This window comes from Dactylosporangium maewongense (assembly GCF_039531485.1).
GTDB lineage: Bacteria > Actinomycetota > Actinomycetes > Mycobacteriales > Micromonosporaceae > Dactylosporangium > Dactylosporangium maewongense.
On the sequence record NZ_BAAAQD010000001.1, the window covers coordinates 1,206,382 to 1,223,450 of the forward strand.

Sequence of the window (17,069 nt, forward strand, 5' to 3'; positions counted from 1 at the left end):
CACGATCGGTTCTCCTCTGGTTGGTTGGGGGCGCGTGTGTTGCTCCGGGGGCGCCAGTTGATCTCATAGGGCCTATCACGGCCCTGCGCAGGGACACCAGGTCGCGCACACTTTCGTCCACAATGGATAGCTCGGAGTTTGCTCGGAGCCGGTCCGGCCCGGCTGGGCGGCCGGCGCGGCGCTTCGGGCGACAAGGGGCAAATCGATCAACGGGCGTGCCCGGCGATTTACGGGAACTTCCGGATACGGCTTTATTCGCGCGAATGTTCACCAATAGCGATGACCGACATTCGCCGCACAAGCCCAAAGAATGGGCAACCGTTCGCGTGCCAATGCATTATGCCATATCGCAGTTCGACATCTGTCGCGACTCTGAGGCGTGTACCAGGAGTACATCGCAGCTCAGCAGGCCGCGCCGTACCGTCGAAGGTGTGAACAACCGAGCCGAGGTGCGAGATTTTCTCACCACGCGCCGCGCGAAGATAACCCCGGAGCAGGCGGGCGTCCCGACGGCCGGGCAGCGGCGCGTGCCCGGGCTGCGCCGCAGCGAGGTGGCGTCGCTGGCGGGAATGAGCGTCGAGTACTACGCCAAGCTCGAACGCGGCGCGCTGGCCGGCGTCTCCGCCGGGGTCCTGGAGGCGATCGCCCGCGCCCTGCGGCTCGACGACGCCGAACGCGCGCATCTGATGCGCCTGGCCCAGGAGGCCAACGGCAGCAGCGTGCTGGTCCGGCCGAGTCACCGGCCCAAGCGATTCACCGCGCGGCCGAGTCTGCAATGGACACTGGACTCGATCACCGCACCGGCGATCGTGGTGAACAACCGGCAGGATCTGCTCGCCGCCAACCTGCTCGGCCGCGCCATGTACAGCGACGTCTACGCGAGCGCCGCCGGCGCGCCGAACTTCGGCCGGTTCACGTTCCTCGACAGCGCGGCGCGCCGCTTCTACCCGGACTGGAACCTCGCCGCCGACATGCTCGTGGCGAACCTGCGGACCGCCGCGGGCAAGGATCCGCGCGACAAGGGACTGCACGACCTGGTCGGCGAGCTGTCGACCCGCAGCGACGACTTCCGCCGCCGCTGGGCGGCGCACAACGTGCGCATCCACGGCACCGGCACCAAGACGTTCCGCCATCACATCGTCGGCGAGCTCGAGCTGGCCTACGAAACCATGGATCTGCGGGCCGAGGACGGCATCTGCATGACGATCTACGCCGCCGCACCGGCTTCACCGGCCGCGCAGGCCCTCGCCCTGCTCGCCTCGTGGGCCGCCACCGAAGCCGTGCAGTACGTCGCCGGCAACCAGGCCTGACCATCCCGACCCCCCCGACCATCCCGACCATCCCGACCGGAGGGACTTCCCGATGCCCGAGCAGCCGAAGCAGGTCGGCGGTGGGCGCCGCGCCGTCGGCGACATCGCCCCGAAGCTCGCCGAGCTCACCGACGACGTGCTCTTCGCCGATGTGTGGAACCGCGGCGAGCTGGCCGCCCGCGACCGCAGCCTCGTCACCGTCGCGGCCCTGGTCGCCGGCGGTGACGCCGAGCAGCTGCGCTTCCACCTCGGTCGCGCCAGGGAGAACGGCCTGACCGAGACCGAGCTCATCGAAGCCATCACCCATCTCGCGTTCTACGCCGGCTGGCCGAAAGCCATGACCGCGATCACCGTCGCCAAGCAGGTCTTCGCCGGCTGACATCACATCCACGGAGGAGCAGCACCATGCGAGCAACCGTCCTGCACGGCCCCCGCGACGTCCGCGTCGAGGACCGCCCGGACCCGACCGTCGAGCAGCCGACCGACGCGATCATCCGCCTGGCCGCGGCCTGTGTCTGCGGCTCCGACCTGTGGCCGTACCGCGGCGCCGACGCGGTGAGCGAGCCGGCGCCGATGGGCCACGAGTACGTCGGCGTCGTCGAGGAGGTCGGCAGCGACGTCCGCACGGTCAAGCCGGGGCAGTTCGTCGTCGGCACGTTCTTCGCCAGCGACAACACCTGCGAGATCTGCCGGGCCGGGTACCAGACCCACTGCGTCAACCGCCAGCCCGGCTGCACCGGCTCCCAGGCCCAGTACACCCGCGTCCCGCTCGCCGACGGCACCCTCGTCGCCACGCCCGGCCAGCCGGACGCCGACCTGATCCCGAGCCTGCTCACCGCGTCCGACGTGCTCGGCACCGGCTGGTTCGCCGCCGACGCCGCGCAGGCCGGACCCGGCAGGACCGTCGCCGTCGTCGGTGACGGCGCCGTCGGCCTGCTCGGCGTCCTGGCCGCCCGGCAGCTCGGCGCCGAGCGGGTCATCGCGATGAGCCGCCACGCCGACCGGCAGAAGCTGGCTCTGGACTTCGGCGCCACGGACATCGTCACCGAGCGCGGTGGCGAGGGCGTCGCCCGGATCAAGGACCTCACCGGCGGGCTCGGCGCGCACTCGGTCATCGAGGCCGTCGGCACGCAGGAGTCGATGCTGCAGGCCATCCGCGCCACCCGCGCCGGCGGGCACGTCGGCTTCGTCGGCGTCTCCCACGACGTCAGCCTGCCGGGGCGGGAGCTGTTCTACTCCGGCGTCCACCTGCACGGCGGGCCCGCTCCGGTACGGCGGTTCCTGCCCGAACTGATCGACCTCATCACCAGCCGGACGATCGACCCGGGCAAGGTGTTCGACCTGACCCTCCCGCTCGAGCAGGCCGCCGAGGCATACCGGGCGATGGACGAGCGCCGCGCGGTCAAGGTCCTCCTGCAGCCCTGACGTCCGGGCGTCGCGCTTCCGTCGGCGGCAGAGACCAGGGGTGCCCTACGGCCGGTCGGCGTCCGGCAACGGCAGCACGAAACCGAGGTCGTCGTCGGGGTCTGTCCAGGGTGCTTCGCGGTCGAGCATCCCGGACAGCCGCTCCACCTCCGGCAGGAGGCGCGCGGCGAACATGAGCTCGCCGAGGCCCACGCACGCGGCGGCGACGACGAGGCCGGTCGCCGGCGCGACGGCGACCGTCATCGCGGCGACCAGTCCGCACAGGGCCCGCATCCGCAGGCAGCCGCGGGCGAGGCTGGGGAACTGCGCCGCGGCCCCGGCGTCGCCGGCCGCCGCGACACCGAGGGCGAGGCTGATCGCCGCGACCGCGACCGTCGGGTCGTACGCCGGCAGCTGGATCACGATCACACCGGCCACCGCCAGCAGCGCTGCGCCGGCCTGGAACCATCGGGCGCCGCCGTACCGGGCGCGTAGCAGCTGCCCGCCGCCGAACCGGCCGAGCGCGACGAACAGCAGCCATGAGCCGACCGCGGCGGCGCCGAACGTCCGTACCGACGACGGCCACACCATCGCGAAGACCGCGAGCAGCAGGCTCAGCAGGCCGAAGCTCGTCACCGCCCACCAGCCGAGCACGCCGTTCAGGGGGCCGGCCTGGCGCCCCGCGGCGCGCAGCCAGACGCGGGCCTGCCGCGGTGCGGCCCGTAGCGTGGCCACGTCGATGGGTTGCATGAGCCGCCTCCTTCGATCAGGGTCGGCTACCTGGTACCCGCCGCGCCGGTCGATCGAACGCACTGCGGTGCGGACAGGACAATCGTCCCCGGATCCGGTCATGCGGGCCACGGATCCGGGGGCACGACACCCGAACGGGGCCGTGCCGCCGGCGGTCAGGCCGTGGGGCGGTCCACCCGGTAGACGTGGTGCCGCCGGTCGTCGATCGGGTTGTCGGGCTCCAGCTCGGCGTGGGCGACGCGGACCAGGCCGGCCTTCTCCAGCATCCGCCACGACGCGATGTTGTCGGCGTGCACCGGCACGATCACGCACTCGGCGTCGCCGTGCTCGGCCCACAGGTGCTCGAGCGCCGAGCGGATCATGCGGGTGCCGATCCCGCGCCCGACGTCCGCCACGTCGCCGATCAGGTAGTCGATCGTCATCGCCCGCGGCGGCACCGCCATGGTCGGCGCCATCTCCCGCACGTATTCGGGGTAGTCGTGCCAGAACGAGCGCTGCACCAGCCCGAGCGGTACGCCGTCCAGGAGCGCCAGGAGATCCTCGTTGGGCTCCTCGCGGCGGGCGGAGGGCCCGAAGTCGCGCTCCACGGCCTCCGCCGACGTCTCGTGATTCCACCACCGGGCCACGTGCGGGGCCGCCAGCCACTGGGCGAGCAGCGGGAAGTCCCGCGGGGTGACGTGCCGCCAGGTCATCATGCCGCTGACGGTAACAGCATCCGCTTACCGTCAGCATAGAATATTCCGCATGCACGACGAGGAGCTGCCGATCCTGGGCACCGAGCCGCTGGTGGTGGAGTTCGCCAACACGCTGCACGGCGGCGAGGACTTCCTCGGCACGGCCGAGCTGTCCAGGCTGTGGTTCACCACCGCCGGCGCGCGACCGGCACGCGACGCGGCCGCGGCCAGGGCCCTGCGGGACAGCATCCACGCGCTCTTCACGGCGGCGGTCACCGGCACCGCACCACCCGCCGCCGCGATCGCGCACGTGAACACCGCAGCGGCGCAGGCGCCGACGTACCCGCACCTGACCCGGCAGCCCACCGGCGAGCTGGTGGCGGACGACCGGGGCACCGCGACCGGCGACGCGGCGCTGCTCGGCGCCCTGGCCGCCGCCTGCGCCGGACTGCTCACCGACGGCCGGGCCCGCCTGCTGCGCCGTTGCGAGACCCCGGACTGCTGCCTGTTCTTCGTGCAGCACCACCCGCGCCGCCGGTACTGCCACGAGTCCTGCGCCCACCGCGACCGGCAGGCCAGGTACTACCGCCGCCGCGCCCCGTCCTGAAGCCGCTGCCCGGACGGCGTGCCGCCAGCCCGCAGCGACGCCACGGCCGAGAGGACCGTGAGGACCGCGCCCGTCGCCCGGGGCGGGGCGATAGCCTGGCGCCGGGCACCGGTGACGGTCGATGTTAGGCTAAATCAATTCGATGGATAAATTCCTCCGGGCGGGCGAGCAGAGGATGGCGATGGGCAAACAGTTGCCGATGCGGCGCGGCACCAACCTGCCGCGCATGGGCGACTTCAACGAGTCGGTGGTGCTCGACGCGATCCGCCGGGTGCCCGAGGGGCTCAGCCGGGTCGAGCTGATCGAGTCGACCGGCCTGTCGGCGCAGACGGTGTCGAACATCTGCCGGCGGCTACTGGACTCGGGGCTGGCCCACGAGGCCGGCACGCGGGTCACGGGCAGCGGCAAGCCGCGCCGGTTGCTGCAGGTCAACGCCGAGGCGCGGTACGCGGTCGGGGTGCACCTCGACCCGGCCGTCGTGACGATGGTCGTGCTCGACCTGCTGGGCCGGGTCGTGGCCCGCGCGCAGCGGCCGACGCCGCCGGCCGCGGATCCGGATCACACCCTCGCGGAGATGGGCGACTCGATCAACGCCCTGGTGGCCGAGTCCGGGGTGGCCCGGGAGGCGATGCTCGGGCTGGGCATCGCCGCGCCGGGCCCGGTCGACGTGGCGGCAGGGCTGGTCATCGCGCCGCCCGAGCTGGTCGGCTGGGGGCGGGTGCCGCTGCGCGACCACCTCGCCGGGGCGACCGGGCTGCCGGTGCTGCTCGACAAGGACGTGATCGCCGCCGCCGTCGCCGAGCGCTGGGCGGGCGCGGCCACCGGCACCGGCAACTTCCTGTTCTTCTACCTGGGCACCGGGTCCGGCATGGGGCTCGTCGTCGACGACGTGGTGCTGCGCGGACTGTCCGGCAACGCCGGCGAGGTCGGCGGGCTGTACGCCGCCTGCACCACGAACGCCCTGGTCGCCGAGGCGATCGAGGAGGGTGTGCTCGGGCCGGAGTCCAAGCCGACCGGGCCGCGGGACGCCGAGCAGAGCCTGCGCGCGCTGTGCCGGCAGGCCAAGGCCGGCAACCGGACGGCCGGTGAGATCATCGACCGCTGGGCGGTGCGGGTCGGCCGGGGGGTGAGCGCCGCGGCGACGCTGGTGGACGCGGAGATGATCGTGTTCGGCGGCCCGATCTGGCCGCTGCTGGCCGACCGGTTCATGGCGATCGTCCCCGGCATCGTGGAGAGCTCGCCGTTCGTGGAGCGCATCCATCCGACGGTGGTGACGACGACCGGGCTGGGCATCGACGTCGGCGCGATCGGCGCCGCCTGCCTGGTGCTGGAGCAGTTCCTCTCCGCCCAGCCCCATTCGTTGCTGCTCGGCTGAGAACGGCGGTCAGGGGCGTTCCGCGGCGCCGTCGACGCCCCGGACGAGGGCCCAGCGGTCGTGCCGCAGCGGAGGGGGAGCGGGGTGGCGGCGCGCCGCCGACTCGTCGAAGTCGACGCCCAGGCCGGGGGACTCCGACGGGTACAGGACCCCGCCGACCGGCACCGGAGCGCCCGGGAACACCTCGAGGGTGGCCTCGTGGAACCGGGCCGCCTCCTGCACGCCGAACGCGGGCGTCGACACGTCGAGGGCGACGTTGGCGGCCTGCGCGACCGGGCTCACGTCGCCCGGGCCGTGCGGGGCGATCCGGGCCCCGAACAGCTCGCACGCCGCGGTGAGCTTGCGCGCCGGGGTCAGGCCGCCGAGGGTCGGGATGCGCAGCCGCACGAAGTCGATCGCCCGCGCGGTCAGCAGCGGCAGGAACTGCCCGACGTCGTCGAACAGCTCGCCGACGGCGAGCGGCACCGAGCCGGCTGAGCCGGCCGCGGCGGCGAGCCGCGGGAAGTGGTCGCTGTCCTCGGGGGCGAGGGCGTCCTCGAGGAAGAACAGCCGCGCGCCGGCGAGCGCGGCGACCAGCCGGACCGCCTGGGCCGGGGTGAGCCGCTCGTGCGCGTCGTGCAGCAGCTCGACGCCGTCGCCGACCCGCCGGCGGACCTCGGCCAGGGCGGGCGGGACGTGCCGCAGGTACGCCAGGGGGTCCCACGCGCTGCCGGTGGACGCGGTGCCGTAGTTCTGCACGCCGGGCACCGCGACCTGGACCCGGACGTGCCGGTAGCCGGCCTCGGCGGCCGCGAGGACGTCCTCGGCGATGCGGGCCGGGTCGTCGCCGTCGACGTGGGTGTAGGCCGCGGCGCCGTGCCGTGCCCGGCCGCCGAGCAGCGAGTGCAGCGGCAGGCCGGCCGCCTTGGCCTTGATGTCCCACAGCGCGACGTCGACGGCGCCGAGGGCGTTGCCGGCGATCGAGCCGCCCCGCCAGTAGCCGGCGTTGCGCAGCAGGCGGTGGATGTCCTCGATGTCGCCGGCGTCGCGGCCGAGCAGCAGCGGGCCGAGGTAGTCGTCGAGGACGGACCGCACCGCCAGGGTCCGCTGCGGGTCGCTGGCGCAGCCCAGGCCGTACAGGCCGGGCTGGTTCGTCTCGACCCGGACGATCAGGTACGGGCAGCCCTGCGGCCCGCACAGGAAGGTGCGGACCCGGGTGATCCGGGCGGCGTCCGCCGGGGCGGGCCAGGGCGCCGCAGCGATGAGTTTCGAAGGATCGTACCGAAGTTCGTCCATGGATTGACAGAGTACATCAATTCGATTTACGTTCTCGGCAAGCGGCGCCCGTCGATGGCGCCCCAGACGCGAAGGCCGCGCGATGACACCCCCACGAAGCGCGTGGCGGCCGGCTCTGGCCGCCCTGATAACCCTGGCCCTCGCCGCGACGGGCACCGCCGCGTGCGGCGGCGACGACACGTCCGGCGGCGGCAAGACGCTGACGATGTGGACGTTCAAGCAGTCGCACGTCAAGGCGCTGCAGAAGGTCGCCGACTCCTTCGCCAAGGAGTCCGGCATCACCGTGAAGGTCGAGGCCTACGGCCCCGACGACGCGTTCGTCACCAAGGTGCAGGCCGCCGCGCAGACCAAGAACCTGCCCGACCTGCTCGAGGTGCACACCAACGGCGACGACCTCGCGTTCGGCGCCCCCGGCCTGCTCACCGACCTCGCCAAGGACGTCGACGACGCATGGCTGGCCGGCTACCTGCCGGCGGTCCGCCAGGACGGCGTCGTCACCGAGCAGTACTACAAGCAGTCCCTCGCCCAGGACGCCAAGACCCACGGGATCAAGCTCGGCCAGCGTTTCAGCGTCCCGCTGACCGTCGGCACGTTCGGCATCGTCTACGCCAACAAGCAGCGCCTCGCCGACGCCGGCGTCACCGGCGCCCCGGCCACCTGGGAGGAGTTCATCGCCGCCCTGGGCAAGGTCAAGGCGAAGTACCCCGACAACGGCGGCGTGAGCATCGGGTTGAAGTCGCCGACGACCGGGCTGGAGTGGTTCCTGCAGCCCATGGCGTACGGCATGCTCGGCGCCGACAAGTTCCACGCCCTGTTCGGCAAGGACAAGGCCGGCACGTTCTCCTCCCCGGCCGGCGTGCAGGCGCTGCAGACCTACGGGCAGGTCCAGCCGTACTGGCACCCGGGCACCCAGAGCCTCGACATCGACGCCGCCGACCTCGCCTTCGCGCAGGGCAAGTCCACATTCGACATCGGCGGGACGTTCACCCTGGCGTTCCTGGCCCAGAACGGCATGGACGCCGGCAACGTCATCACGTTCCCGGTGCCGGTGCCGGCCGCCGGTGCCATCAAGAACATGACCCTCGCCCCGTTCACGCTCACCGGTGTGTCGGTCTCCTCGACCACGAAGAACCGGGCCGGCGCCATCCAGTGGCTGAAGTACCTCGCCAAGGCCGACGTGTCCGCCACGTTCGCCAAGGAGGCCCTCGACGTCCCGCCGACCGACCTCGGCGCCGACCCGGCCGCCGCCGTCGGCCCCGCCCTGGGCGCGATGATCAAGGCGTTCGGCTCCGGCCCGTCGGCGTACAACCCGGGCGACACCTCCTACCGGCCCAACAGCTACGACGGCCCCACGGTCGCCTCGGCGCTGATGGACTACACGCCGCTGGCGAAGAAGTCGGCGGAGCAGGCCGGCGCCGAGATGACGAAGGTCATCGACTCCTACTGGGCCAAGCAGTAATGACGGTGGCGAGTCAACCGAAGAGGCGGGCCCCGGGCGAGGCGGTCTGGGGCTACGCCTTCGTCCTGCCCGCCATCGGCCTGTTCCTGGTGATGGGCGTCTACACCATCGTCTACGGCTTCTCGCTGAGCTTCGCCACCTGGAACGGCTTCCAGCCGCACTGGATCTGGGTCGGCCTGCAGAACTACGCCGACCTGCTGTGGGCCAGCCCCCGCTACGCACCACGGGTGCACCAGGCCGCCCTCAACACGTTCTGGGTGATGCTGGCCGTGCCGGTGCTCACCGTCGTGGTCAGCTTCCCCCTCGCCGTGCTGCTCAACTCGGTGCGCCGGCTGCGCACGCTGCTGCGCTCCGTGTACTTCGTGCCGCAGGTGACCGCCGGAATCGCCGTGTACTTCGCATGGCAGTACGTGCTGCAACCCGACGGCGCCGTCAACGCGCTGCTCGGCGCGCTCGGCCTCGGCAGCCTGCGCCAGCCGCAGGGGTTCCTGGGCAACCCGGACACCGCGCTGCCCACGCTGATCGTCATCACCGTGTGGTCGGCGGTGCCGGTGGCGATGATGCTGTACCTCGCGGGCCTGCAGGCGGTCGACCCGGCCCTGACCGAGGCGGCGCAGATCGACGGGGCCGGACCGTGGCGGGTCACCCGCGACATCGTCTGGCCGCTGGTGCGCCCGATCACCGCGATCGTCGTCCTGCTGTCCCTGCGCGACTCGTTGCAGGGCTTCCAGACGTTCCTCATCATGACCAACGGCGGCCCCGGCAACCACACCAACGTGCTCGGCCTGGAGACCTACCGGCTCGCGTTCCTCTCCCAGCTCGACCCGACGCTCGGCCTGTCCAGCGCGCTGGGCTGGATGCTGTTCGTCGCCGCGCTCGTCCTCGCCGCGGTCAACCTGCGCGTGATGCGGCGGGCGACATGAGTGCAGTCAGAAGTTGGGCGGCGCGGATCGTGGTCGGCGGGCTGTTGCTGCTGTACGCCGCGATCAGCCTGTACCCGTTCCTGTGGATGGTCTCGGCCGCGTTCAAGGACCAGCATGAGGTCGTCGCCGGCGGGCACCTGATCCCGCACCGCCCGACGCTGCGCACGATCGTCGACACCTGGCAGGAGCTGCACTTCTTCGACTACTTCCTCAACAGCCTCAAGGTCACCGCGCTGACCGTGGTGCTGGTCCTGGCCATCTACGCCGCCGCCGGCTACGCGTTCGCGGTGCTGCGGTTCCCCGGCCGCACCGCGCTGTACCGGATGTTCATGGCGTTGCTGTTCGTCCCCGGCGTCGCCGTCCTGCTGCCGATCGTGCTGCTGGAGAACCGGCTCGGGCTGCTCGGCGGCCACTGGGGCCTGATCCTGCCGTTCGTCAACGGCTCGGCCCCGCTGGCCGTCCTCATGCTCACCAACGCCTTCGAGGCGGTCCCGGCCGAGCTGCGCGAGGCCGCCCGCGTCGACGGTGCCGGCGAGCTGCGCATCTTCGGCACCATCTACCTTCCGCTGGCCCGGCCGGTGCTCATCACCATCGCCGTGCTGACCGCGATCCCGACGTGGAACGAGTACCTGCTCACCCGCGTCTCGCTCAACGACCCAGACACGTACACGCTGCCGATCGCCCTGCAGAACCTGCAGTCGGGCGCGGTGCAGCACTACAACGTGCTCATGGCCGGCGCGCTGATCGTGGTCATCCCGGTGATCCTGCTGTTCGCCGCCGCGCAGCGGTACGTCGTCAACGGCCTCATGGGAGCGGTGAAGGCATGACATCCCGCAGACTTCTGTTCCTCGTCCTGCTCGTCGTGGCGCTCGTCGCCCCCGGCACCGCCGCGGCCGCCGGACCAGGGCCGGTCATGTACCCGCGCGGGGTCGGCGCCGACCTGGGCCCGGTCCCCAGCACGCTGGGGCTGTCCGTGCGCGCGGGTGACGCCGCGGCCGGGCTGCGCACCGGCACCCTGGACGGTAAGGGCTACTGGCAGACGCAGGTGGCCGCGGGCACCACGTACCTCGGGCTGACCGCCGACACCGCCTACGCCGCGTCCGTCGCGGGCGACAGCCTGGTCGTGGTCGTCACCTACCACGACGACGGGGCCGGCGCCCTGACCCTGCGCACCGCGGCCGGGCAGACGACGACGGTCGCCGAGCTCGCCGGCACCGGCACGTGGAAGCTCGCCGCCATCGGGCTCGCGGGCGCCGACCTCGCCGCCGGTGAGCTGCGGCTCGGCGGCACCGCCGACATCACCGTCGCCCGGGTGCGGATCACCGCGAGCGGGCCGCAGGCGGTCCTCGGCCCCACGGCGTCGGACACCGGGCTGTCGGCCCGGGCCGGCGACAACGAGGCGGGGCTCGTCACCGGCACGGCCGCCGGCCGCGGCTTCTGGCGGACCAACGCCGCCGCGCCCGCGCCGGGCACCAACTACGTGTACCTCAACGTCGCCGACGGCTACGCCTACGACACCCGCGACATCGTCCTCGTCAGCGTCGACTACCTCGACGCCGGCAGCGGCACGCTGTACCTGCACTACGACTCGCCCGGTGAGAGCCTGCCCGACCGGTTCAAGCCGTCGGCGGCCGTCACGTACGGTGACACCGGGCAGTGGCGCACCCACGACTTCGTCCTCGACGACGCCGTGCTCACCAACCGCACCAACGGCGCCGACCTCCGCATCACCCACGACGGGTCGCCGGTCGAGCTCACCATCGCCGCGGTGCGGGTCACCGTCGTGCCGCGGCAGCTGGACGCGAAAGCGGGGCTGCGCGACCTCGTCACCGCCGCCGACCTCGCCCACTACTCGGCGCGCGAAGGCAGCCGCGACGGGCAGTTCCCGGCCGGCGCCAAGGCCACCCTCGCCGCCGCGATCGGCCGCGCCCGGGCCGTCCTCGACGACGCCGCGGCGACCGAGGAGCGGATCCGCGCCGCGCTGCGCGACCTGTACGACGTCCTCGGGGCGTTCCGCTCGTCCGCGGTCGACACCGACCTCGCCCGCGCCGCGCTGCTCACCGCGAGCGGCACCGCCGCCGGGTCGGCGCCCGGCAACGCCAACGACGGCGATCCCGGCACCGTGTGGACCGGCGGCGGCACCGGCGCGTGGCTGCGTGCCGACCTCGGCGCGGCCCGCCCGGTCGACGAGGTGTTCGTCCGGTGGGGCGGCGCCTTCTCCCCGGACTACCGCGTCGAGCTGTCCACCGACGGCGTGCGGTACACCGAGGCCGGGCACAACGGCGGCCAGGCGGTGCGCACCCGCTTCGCCGAGACGACCGCGCGGTATGTGCGGCTGAGCGTCGCCGCGTACGCCACCGGGCTCGACCACGTCGACGTCGCCGCGTTCGAGATCCGTGACCGGCGCACGGTGACGCCGTCGCCGCGGCTCGTCGACACCCGCTTCCCGACCGGGGACGTCGTCGTCGCCGACTTCGACGCGACCGCGTACGGCGCGGACGGCACCGGCCGCCGCGACGCCACCGCCGCCCTGCAGGCGGCGCTCTGGGACTGCTACGACGCCGGCGGCGGGACCGTCTGGCTGCCCGCGGGCACCTACCGGGTCACCGGCACGGTCGAGGTGCCGGCGTTCTGCACCCTGCGCGGTGACCGCCGCGACCCCGACAGCGGCGGCGGCTCCTACGGCACCGTCGTCAGCGCCGACCTGCCGGCCGGGGACGCCGGCCCGGTGCTGTTCCGCATCGGCGGCAGCGCCGGCGTCGTCGGGCTCACCACCTACTACCCGCGGCAGAACGCGGCCGCCCCGGTGCACTACAACTTCACCTTCGAGATCCCCGGCAGCGCCTGGAAGGGTGCCTCGGGCGCCGACGAGAACTACATGATGAGCACCGTCGCCGAGGTGACGATGCTCAACTCGTTCCGCGGCATCGGCATCAGCACCATGCGCGACGAACGCGGCCGCCCACCCGGCAACGGCCAGACCCACGAGTCGGCGACCGTCCGCGACGTCCGCGGCACCGTGCTCTACCGCGGCGTCGAGGCGTACAACGGCGCGGACGTCGGCACCTGGGAGGACGTCCGGTTCAGCAACGCCTACTGGGCGCAGGCCCCGGCCGCGTACCAGCCGCCGGCACGCTCCACAGTGGACGCCTGGACCCGGGCCAACGGCACCGGGTTCGTCCTCGGCGACCTCGAGTGGGACCAGTTCACCGGCCTCGCCGCGGCCGACTACCGCATCGGCATCCACGTCGTGGCCGGGCTGCGGGCCGAGTTCACCGGCGTGTTCGACCGGGTGCGCATCGAGCGGACCGGCGTCGCGCTGCAGGTCGACAGGTTCGACGAGCGGTGGGGCCTGGCCATCGCCGGCGGGCAGCTGCGCGGCGACGAGGCGGCCGTGGTCAACAACGGCGGCGGCTACGTGAAGCTCACCGGCACGCAGGTGAGCGGCGCCGTCCGCGGGACCGTGCACCAGATGGACGGCGCGCTGCCGGACGACGACGGCAGCCGCACCGCCACCCGCCCGGCGCGGCGGGTGCTGTTCCAGGCGGACGCGCCGCACGGCAACGGTTACCTGCCGGCCGCGGACGCCACCCCGGCGATCCAGCGGGCCCTGGACAAGGCCGGTCGTGGTGGCGGCGTGGTCTACCTGCCCGCCGGCTGGTACCGCCTCGCCGGGCGACTCAGCGTGCCCGCCGGGGTGCAGCTGCTCGGCGCCTCGCCGGTGCCCAACCGCGACGAGGACGGCCGCAGCGGCGGCACCGTGCTCTGGGCCTTCGCCGGCCGGGGCAGCGCCACAGCCGACACCGACCCGGCCGCGATCACGCTACGGGGTGACCGGGCCGGTGTCGCCGGGCTGCGGGTGTTCCACCCGGAGAACAACCCCGCGGCGCCCGGCGGTCTGGTGCCCTACCCGTACGTCGTGCGTGGCCTCGGCGACAGCACCTATGCGGTCAACCTCGGCCTGCCCAACGCCTGGAACGCGCTCGACATGGCCGGCGACCGGTTCCTCGTCCGGAAGATCAAGGGCACGTTCGTGCGGCACGGCGTCACCGCCCGCGGCGCCGACGGGCGCGTCGAGGGTGTGCTGTCCAACGGCAACACGTTCGTGCGCACCGGCTTCGCGGTGCCCCGCTGGGTGCTGGGCGCCGACCTGTTCCCGCAGGTCATCGACGCCTGGACGCGCACCAACGCCGACCTGGTGACGGTCGACGGCGCCCGCCGGCTGACCGTCGCGGGTGCGTTCGGCTACGGCCTGCACAACGGCCTCGTGGTGAAGTCCGGTGACGTGCGGGCGGTCAACCTCGGCACCGACAACCTCGGCGGCGACGGCCACACCGTGCGGGTCGACGGCGGTCGGGCGAGCGTCGTGAATCTCATGCGGTACAACGGCGCGACGAGCCAGGGCGCCGTGACGCTGTACAACGTCATGGTCATCAACATCGTCGAGCACGAGGTGACGGCCGTCCCGGACGGCGCCGGCACCGTCCGGCTCACCGGGAACGCGACCCGCCCCGGTCATTACGAGCCGGGAACCGTGGTCACCGCGGTGGCGCGGCCGGCCCGGGGCTTCCGGTTCACCGGCTGGAGCGCCGGGGGAGCCGTGGTGTCGACCGCGCCGACCTATCCGTTCACCGTCACCGCCCCGGTCGCGCTGACCGCCACGTTCGTCGCGGACGCCACGTGAAGATCCTCGTGACCGGCGCCGCCGGGATGCTCGGCCGCGCGGTTGTGGCCGGTCTGCTGGCCAGTGGGCACTCGGTGCGCGCTCACGACCGCACCCCGCCACCGGCCGGCATCGCCGACGACACCGTCACCGGGGACCTGCGCGACACCAGCCTGGACGGGCTCGTGGCCGGGATCGACGCGGTGGTGCACGCCGCCGCGATCCCGGCCCCGGTCGAGCCCGACGTGTTCGACAACAACGTCGGCTCCGCGTTCCACCTCCTCGAGGCGGCGGCGACCGCCGGCGTTCGGCGCATCGTGTATGTTTCCAGCCTCTCCGCCGTCGGCCTGGCCTGGTCGGGGCGCGGCGCCTCGCCGGTGCGGCTGCCGCTGACCGAGGACCACCCGTACGTCGGCGACGACCCCTACGGCCTGTCGAAGCGGGTCGGCGAGCTCGTGACCGCGACGGTCAGCAACCGGTGCCGCATCCCCGCGGTCAGCCTGCGCCTGCCGTTCATCGGCACCGGTGCCCGGCTGCGCCACCACCTCGACCACGTGGCCGCCGACCTCGGCGGCCACCGCGGGGACCTGTGGAGCTGGCTCGACACCCGCGACGCCGTATCCGCGGTCGCCGCCGCCCTCACCGCGCCGCTGGAGGGGCACGCCGTGGTGAACGTGGCCGCGCCCGACACCACGGCGACCTTGCCGACGGCGCGGCTGCTGGCGGAGTATCACCCTTCAGCCATGCTCGCCGAGACGCTGGAGGGATACGCCGTGCCCGTCTCCACCCACCTGTGCCGGGAACTGCTCGGCTTCACGCCCGTGCACACCTGGCGGAGCTCGTGAGCACCGTCGTCGTGGTCCGCGGCGGCTGGGAGGGGCACCGCCCCGTCGAGGCCACCGACCGTTACGTGACCAGGCTGCGCCAGCTCGGGCACGAGGTCGTCACGTCCGGGACCCTCGACACGTACCTCGATGCCGACCTGCTGCGCCGCGCCGACCTCGTCGTGCACTGCTGGACGATGGGCACGGCCACCGGCGAGCAGGTCGCCGGACTGGCCGCCGCCGTGCGGGCCGGCACCGGACTCGCCGGCTGGCACGGCGGCATCATCGACTCGTTCCGCGGCTCGCCGGACTACCAGCGCATCACCGGCGGCCAGTTCGTGCACCACCCGGCCGAGTTCGTCACGTACGACGTCACCCCGATCGGCACCCACCCGGTCGTGGCCGGCATCCCGCCGTTCACGGTGCACACCGAGCGGTACCAGGTGCACGTCGACCCGGCGATCGAGGTCCACGCCGTCACCGTCGTCGACTCCGTCGCGGTGCCGGTCGTGTGGACGACCCGCTTCGGCGCCGGCCGCGTCTTCGTCACCACCGTCGGCCACGAGCTCAAGGACCTCGAGGTCCCCGAGCACGACGAGATCATCATGCGGGGGCTGGCATGGGCGAGCCGTTGAGGGTCGGCATCGTCGGCGCGGGGAAGATCAGCCGGCAGTACGCCACCACTCTGGCCCGGCTGCCCGGCGTCGCCCTGACGCGGGTCGCGGACCTCGCCGCCGACCGGGCGAGCGCCCTGGCCGCGGATTTCGCCGGTGTACAGGCGGTGTCGGTATCCGACCTGATGGCCGACGACGCCGTCGACCTCGTGCTCAACCTCACCGTGCCCCGGGCGCACGCCGAGGTGGCGCTGGCCGCGCTCGCCGCCGGCAAGCACGTCTACGGCGAGAAGCCACTCGCCGCCACCACGCTCGAAGGGCGGGCGATCCTCGACGCGGCGCGCGCCGCCGGTCGCACCGTCGGCTGCGCACCCGACACCGTGCTCGGCACCGGCGTCCAGACCGCCCGTGCCGCGCTGGACGCGGGCGAGATCGGGGTCCCGGTCGCCGCGACCGCCTTCATGGTCACGCCCGGCCACGAACGCTGGCACCCTGACCCGGAGTTCTACTACGAGCCCGGCGGCGGCCCGCTGCTGGACATGGGCCCGTACTACCTCACCGCGCTGGTGACCCTGCTCGGCCCGGTCCGCCGCGTCACCGGCCTGGCCTCGACCCCGCGCGCGACCCGCACGATCGGCGACGGCCCCCGCGCCGGGACCGTGTTCCCGGTGCGCGTCCCGACCCACCAGACCGGCGTGCTGGAGCACGCCGGCGGCGCGCTGACCACCATCATGATGAGCTTCGACGTGTGGGCCGGCCGGCTGCCGCGCATCGAGGTGTACGGCACCGACGGCACCCTGAGCGTCCCCGACCCCAACCACTTCGACGGCCCGGTGGAGGTGTTCACCTCGGCCTCGGCCTCGGGAGACGGTTGGACGCGCCTGCCGGAGCGGGCCGGCTACCGCGACGCGGGACGCGGCACCGGCGTGGCCGATCTCGCCGCGGCGCTGCGCTCCGGCGCGCCGCCCCGCGCGAACGGCGAGCTCGCCTACCACGTCCTGGACGTCATGGAGTGTCTGCACACGGCGGCCGAGACCGGCGCCGCGGTGACGGTCCGCAGCACGTGCGAGGTTCCGGCACCGGTCCCGCTCGCCTGACGCCGGCGGCCTGAATGCGGTGCCCCGCACCGTCGTGACGGTGCGGGGCGCCGGGGATCGTGCTGCCCGGGACGGTGCCGGACGTCCGGCCGTG

At 73.2% G+C, this 17,069-nt stretch carries 15 protein-coding genes; 12 read left to right on the forward strand and 3 right to left on the reverse strand.

What is annotated here, in order from left to right:
• Positions 1–431 precede the first annotated feature (431 nt).
• From ABD332_RS05450 to ABD332_RS05460, 3 genes are read left to right on the forward strand one after another with little or no spacing between them, the layout of a single operon-like run.
• Positions 432–1,310 (forward strand): helix-turn-helix transcriptional regulator, encoded by an 879-nt coding sequence (locus tag ABD332_RS05450; RefSeq protein WP_344500115.1) that lies wholly within the window; start codon positions 432–434, stop codon positions 1,308–1,310.
• A 52-nt stretch (positions 1,311–1,362) separates the two neighbouring features.
• Positions 1,363–1,689: a carboxymuconolactone decarboxylase family protein gene (locus ABD332_RS05455; RefSeq protein ID WP_344500117.1), complete on the forward strand. Its 327-nt coding sequence runs from the start codon at positions 1,363–1,365 to the stop codon at positions 1,687–1,689.
• 26 nt (positions 1,690–1,715) lie between these two features.
• Positions 1,716–2,735, forward strand: coding sequence for a zinc-dependent alcohol dehydrogenase family protein (locus tag ABD332_RS05460; RefSeq protein ID WP_344500118.1), 1,020 nt, complete (start codon positions 1,716–1,718; stop codon positions 2,733–2,735).
• Between the two features lie 45 nt (positions 2,736–2,780).
• Here the strand turns inward: ABD332_RS05460 and ABD332_RS05465 are convergent, their stop codons facing one another.
• Entirely contained in the window at positions 2,781–3,464 is a 684-nt protein-coding gene (locus ABD332_RS05465; RefSeq protein ID WP_344500120.1) for a hypothetical protein, read from the reverse strand.
• A gap of 155 nt (positions 3,465–3,619) precedes the next feature.
• Positions 3,620–4,159, reverse strand: a complete 540-nt coding sequence (locus tag ABD332_RS05470) for a GNAT family N-acetyltransferase (protein ID WP_344500122.1) — start codon at positions 4,157–4,159, stop codon at positions 3,620–3,622.
• A gap of 49 nt (positions 4,160–4,208) precedes the next feature.
• Between ABD332_RS05470 and ABD332_RS05475 the strand changes: the two genes are divergently transcribed.
• On the forward strand, positions 4,209–4,745 hold the full coding sequence (locus ABD332_RS05475) for an ABATE domain-containing protein (RefSeq protein WP_344500124.1): 537 nt from the start codon (positions 4,209–4,211) through the stop codon (positions 4,743–4,745).
• A gap of 142 nt (positions 4,746–4,887) precedes the next feature.
• The gene (locus tag ABD332_RS05480; RefSeq protein ID WP_344500126.1) at positions 4,888–6,120 is read left to right on the forward strand and encodes an ROK family transcriptional regulator; all 1,233 of its coding nucleotides are present in this window, start codon (positions 4,888–4,890) and stop codon (positions 6,118–6,120) included.
• A gap of 9 nt (positions 6,121–6,129) precedes the next feature.
• Here the strand turns inward: ABD332_RS05480 and ABD332_RS05485 are convergent, their stop codons facing one another.
• Positions 6,130–7,395: an enolase C-terminal domain-like protein gene (locus ABD332_RS05485; protein WP_344500128.1), complete on the reverse strand. Its 1,266-nt coding sequence runs from the start codon at positions 7,393–7,395 to the stop codon at positions 6,130–6,132.
• Positions 7,396–7,477: 82 nt separating this feature from the next.
• On the opposite strand from ABD332_RS05485, the gene ABD332_RS05490 reads away from it, so the two are divergent.
• The 7 genes from ABD332_RS05490 to ABD332_RS05520 are packed head-to-tail and all read left to right on the forward strand — an operon-like array spanning position 7,478 to position 16,975.
• A complete protein-coding gene (locus ABD332_RS05490; protein ID WP_344500130.1) occupies positions 7,478–8,854 on the forward strand; it encodes an ABC transporter substrate-binding protein in 1,377 nt (458 codons plus the stop codon).
• A 5-nt stretch (positions 8,855–8,859) separates the two neighbouring features.
• The gene (locus tag ABD332_RS05495; protein WP_344500132.1) at positions 8,860–9,777 is read left to right on the forward strand and encodes a carbohydrate ABC transporter permease; all 918 of its coding nucleotides are present in this window, start codon (positions 8,860–8,862) and stop codon (positions 9,775–9,777) included.
• Positions 9,774–10,604, forward strand: a complete 831-nt coding sequence (locus ABD332_RS05500; protein ID WP_344500134.1) for a carbohydrate ABC transporter permease — start codon at positions 9,774–9,776, stop codon at positions 10,602–10,604. Before ABD332_RS05495 ends, ABD332_RS05500 begins: the two co-directional genes overlap by 4 nt.
• Entirely contained in the window at positions 10,601–14,461 is a 3,861-nt protein-coding gene (locus ABD332_RS05505; RefSeq protein WP_344500136.1) for a glycosyl hydrolase family 28-related protein, read from the forward strand. Before ABD332_RS05500 ends, ABD332_RS05505 begins: the two co-directional genes overlap by 4 nt.
• The gene (locus ABD332_RS05510; protein WP_344500138.1) at positions 14,458–15,285 is read left to right on the forward strand and encodes an NAD-dependent epimerase/dehydratase family protein; all 828 of its coding nucleotides are present in this window, start codon (positions 14,458–14,460) and stop codon (positions 15,283–15,285) included. The genes ABD332_RS05505 and ABD332_RS05510 overlap by 4 nt, the downstream gene beginning before the upstream one ends.
• The gene (locus tag ABD332_RS05515) at positions 15,282–15,899 is read left to right on the forward strand and encodes a ThuA domain-containing protein (RefSeq protein WP_344500140.1); all 618 of its coding nucleotides are present in this window, start codon (positions 15,282–15,284) and stop codon (positions 15,897–15,899) included. Before ABD332_RS05510 ends, ABD332_RS05515 begins: the two co-directional genes overlap by 4 nt.
• The gene (locus ABD332_RS05520) at positions 15,884–16,975 is read left to right on the forward strand and encodes a Gfo/Idh/MocA family protein (protein ID WP_344500142.1); all 1,092 of its coding nucleotides are present in this window, start codon (positions 15,884–15,886) and stop codon (positions 16,973–16,975) included. The genes ABD332_RS05515 and ABD332_RS05520 overlap by 16 nt, the downstream gene beginning before the upstream one ends.
• Positions 16,976–17,069: the final 94 nt, after the last annotated feature.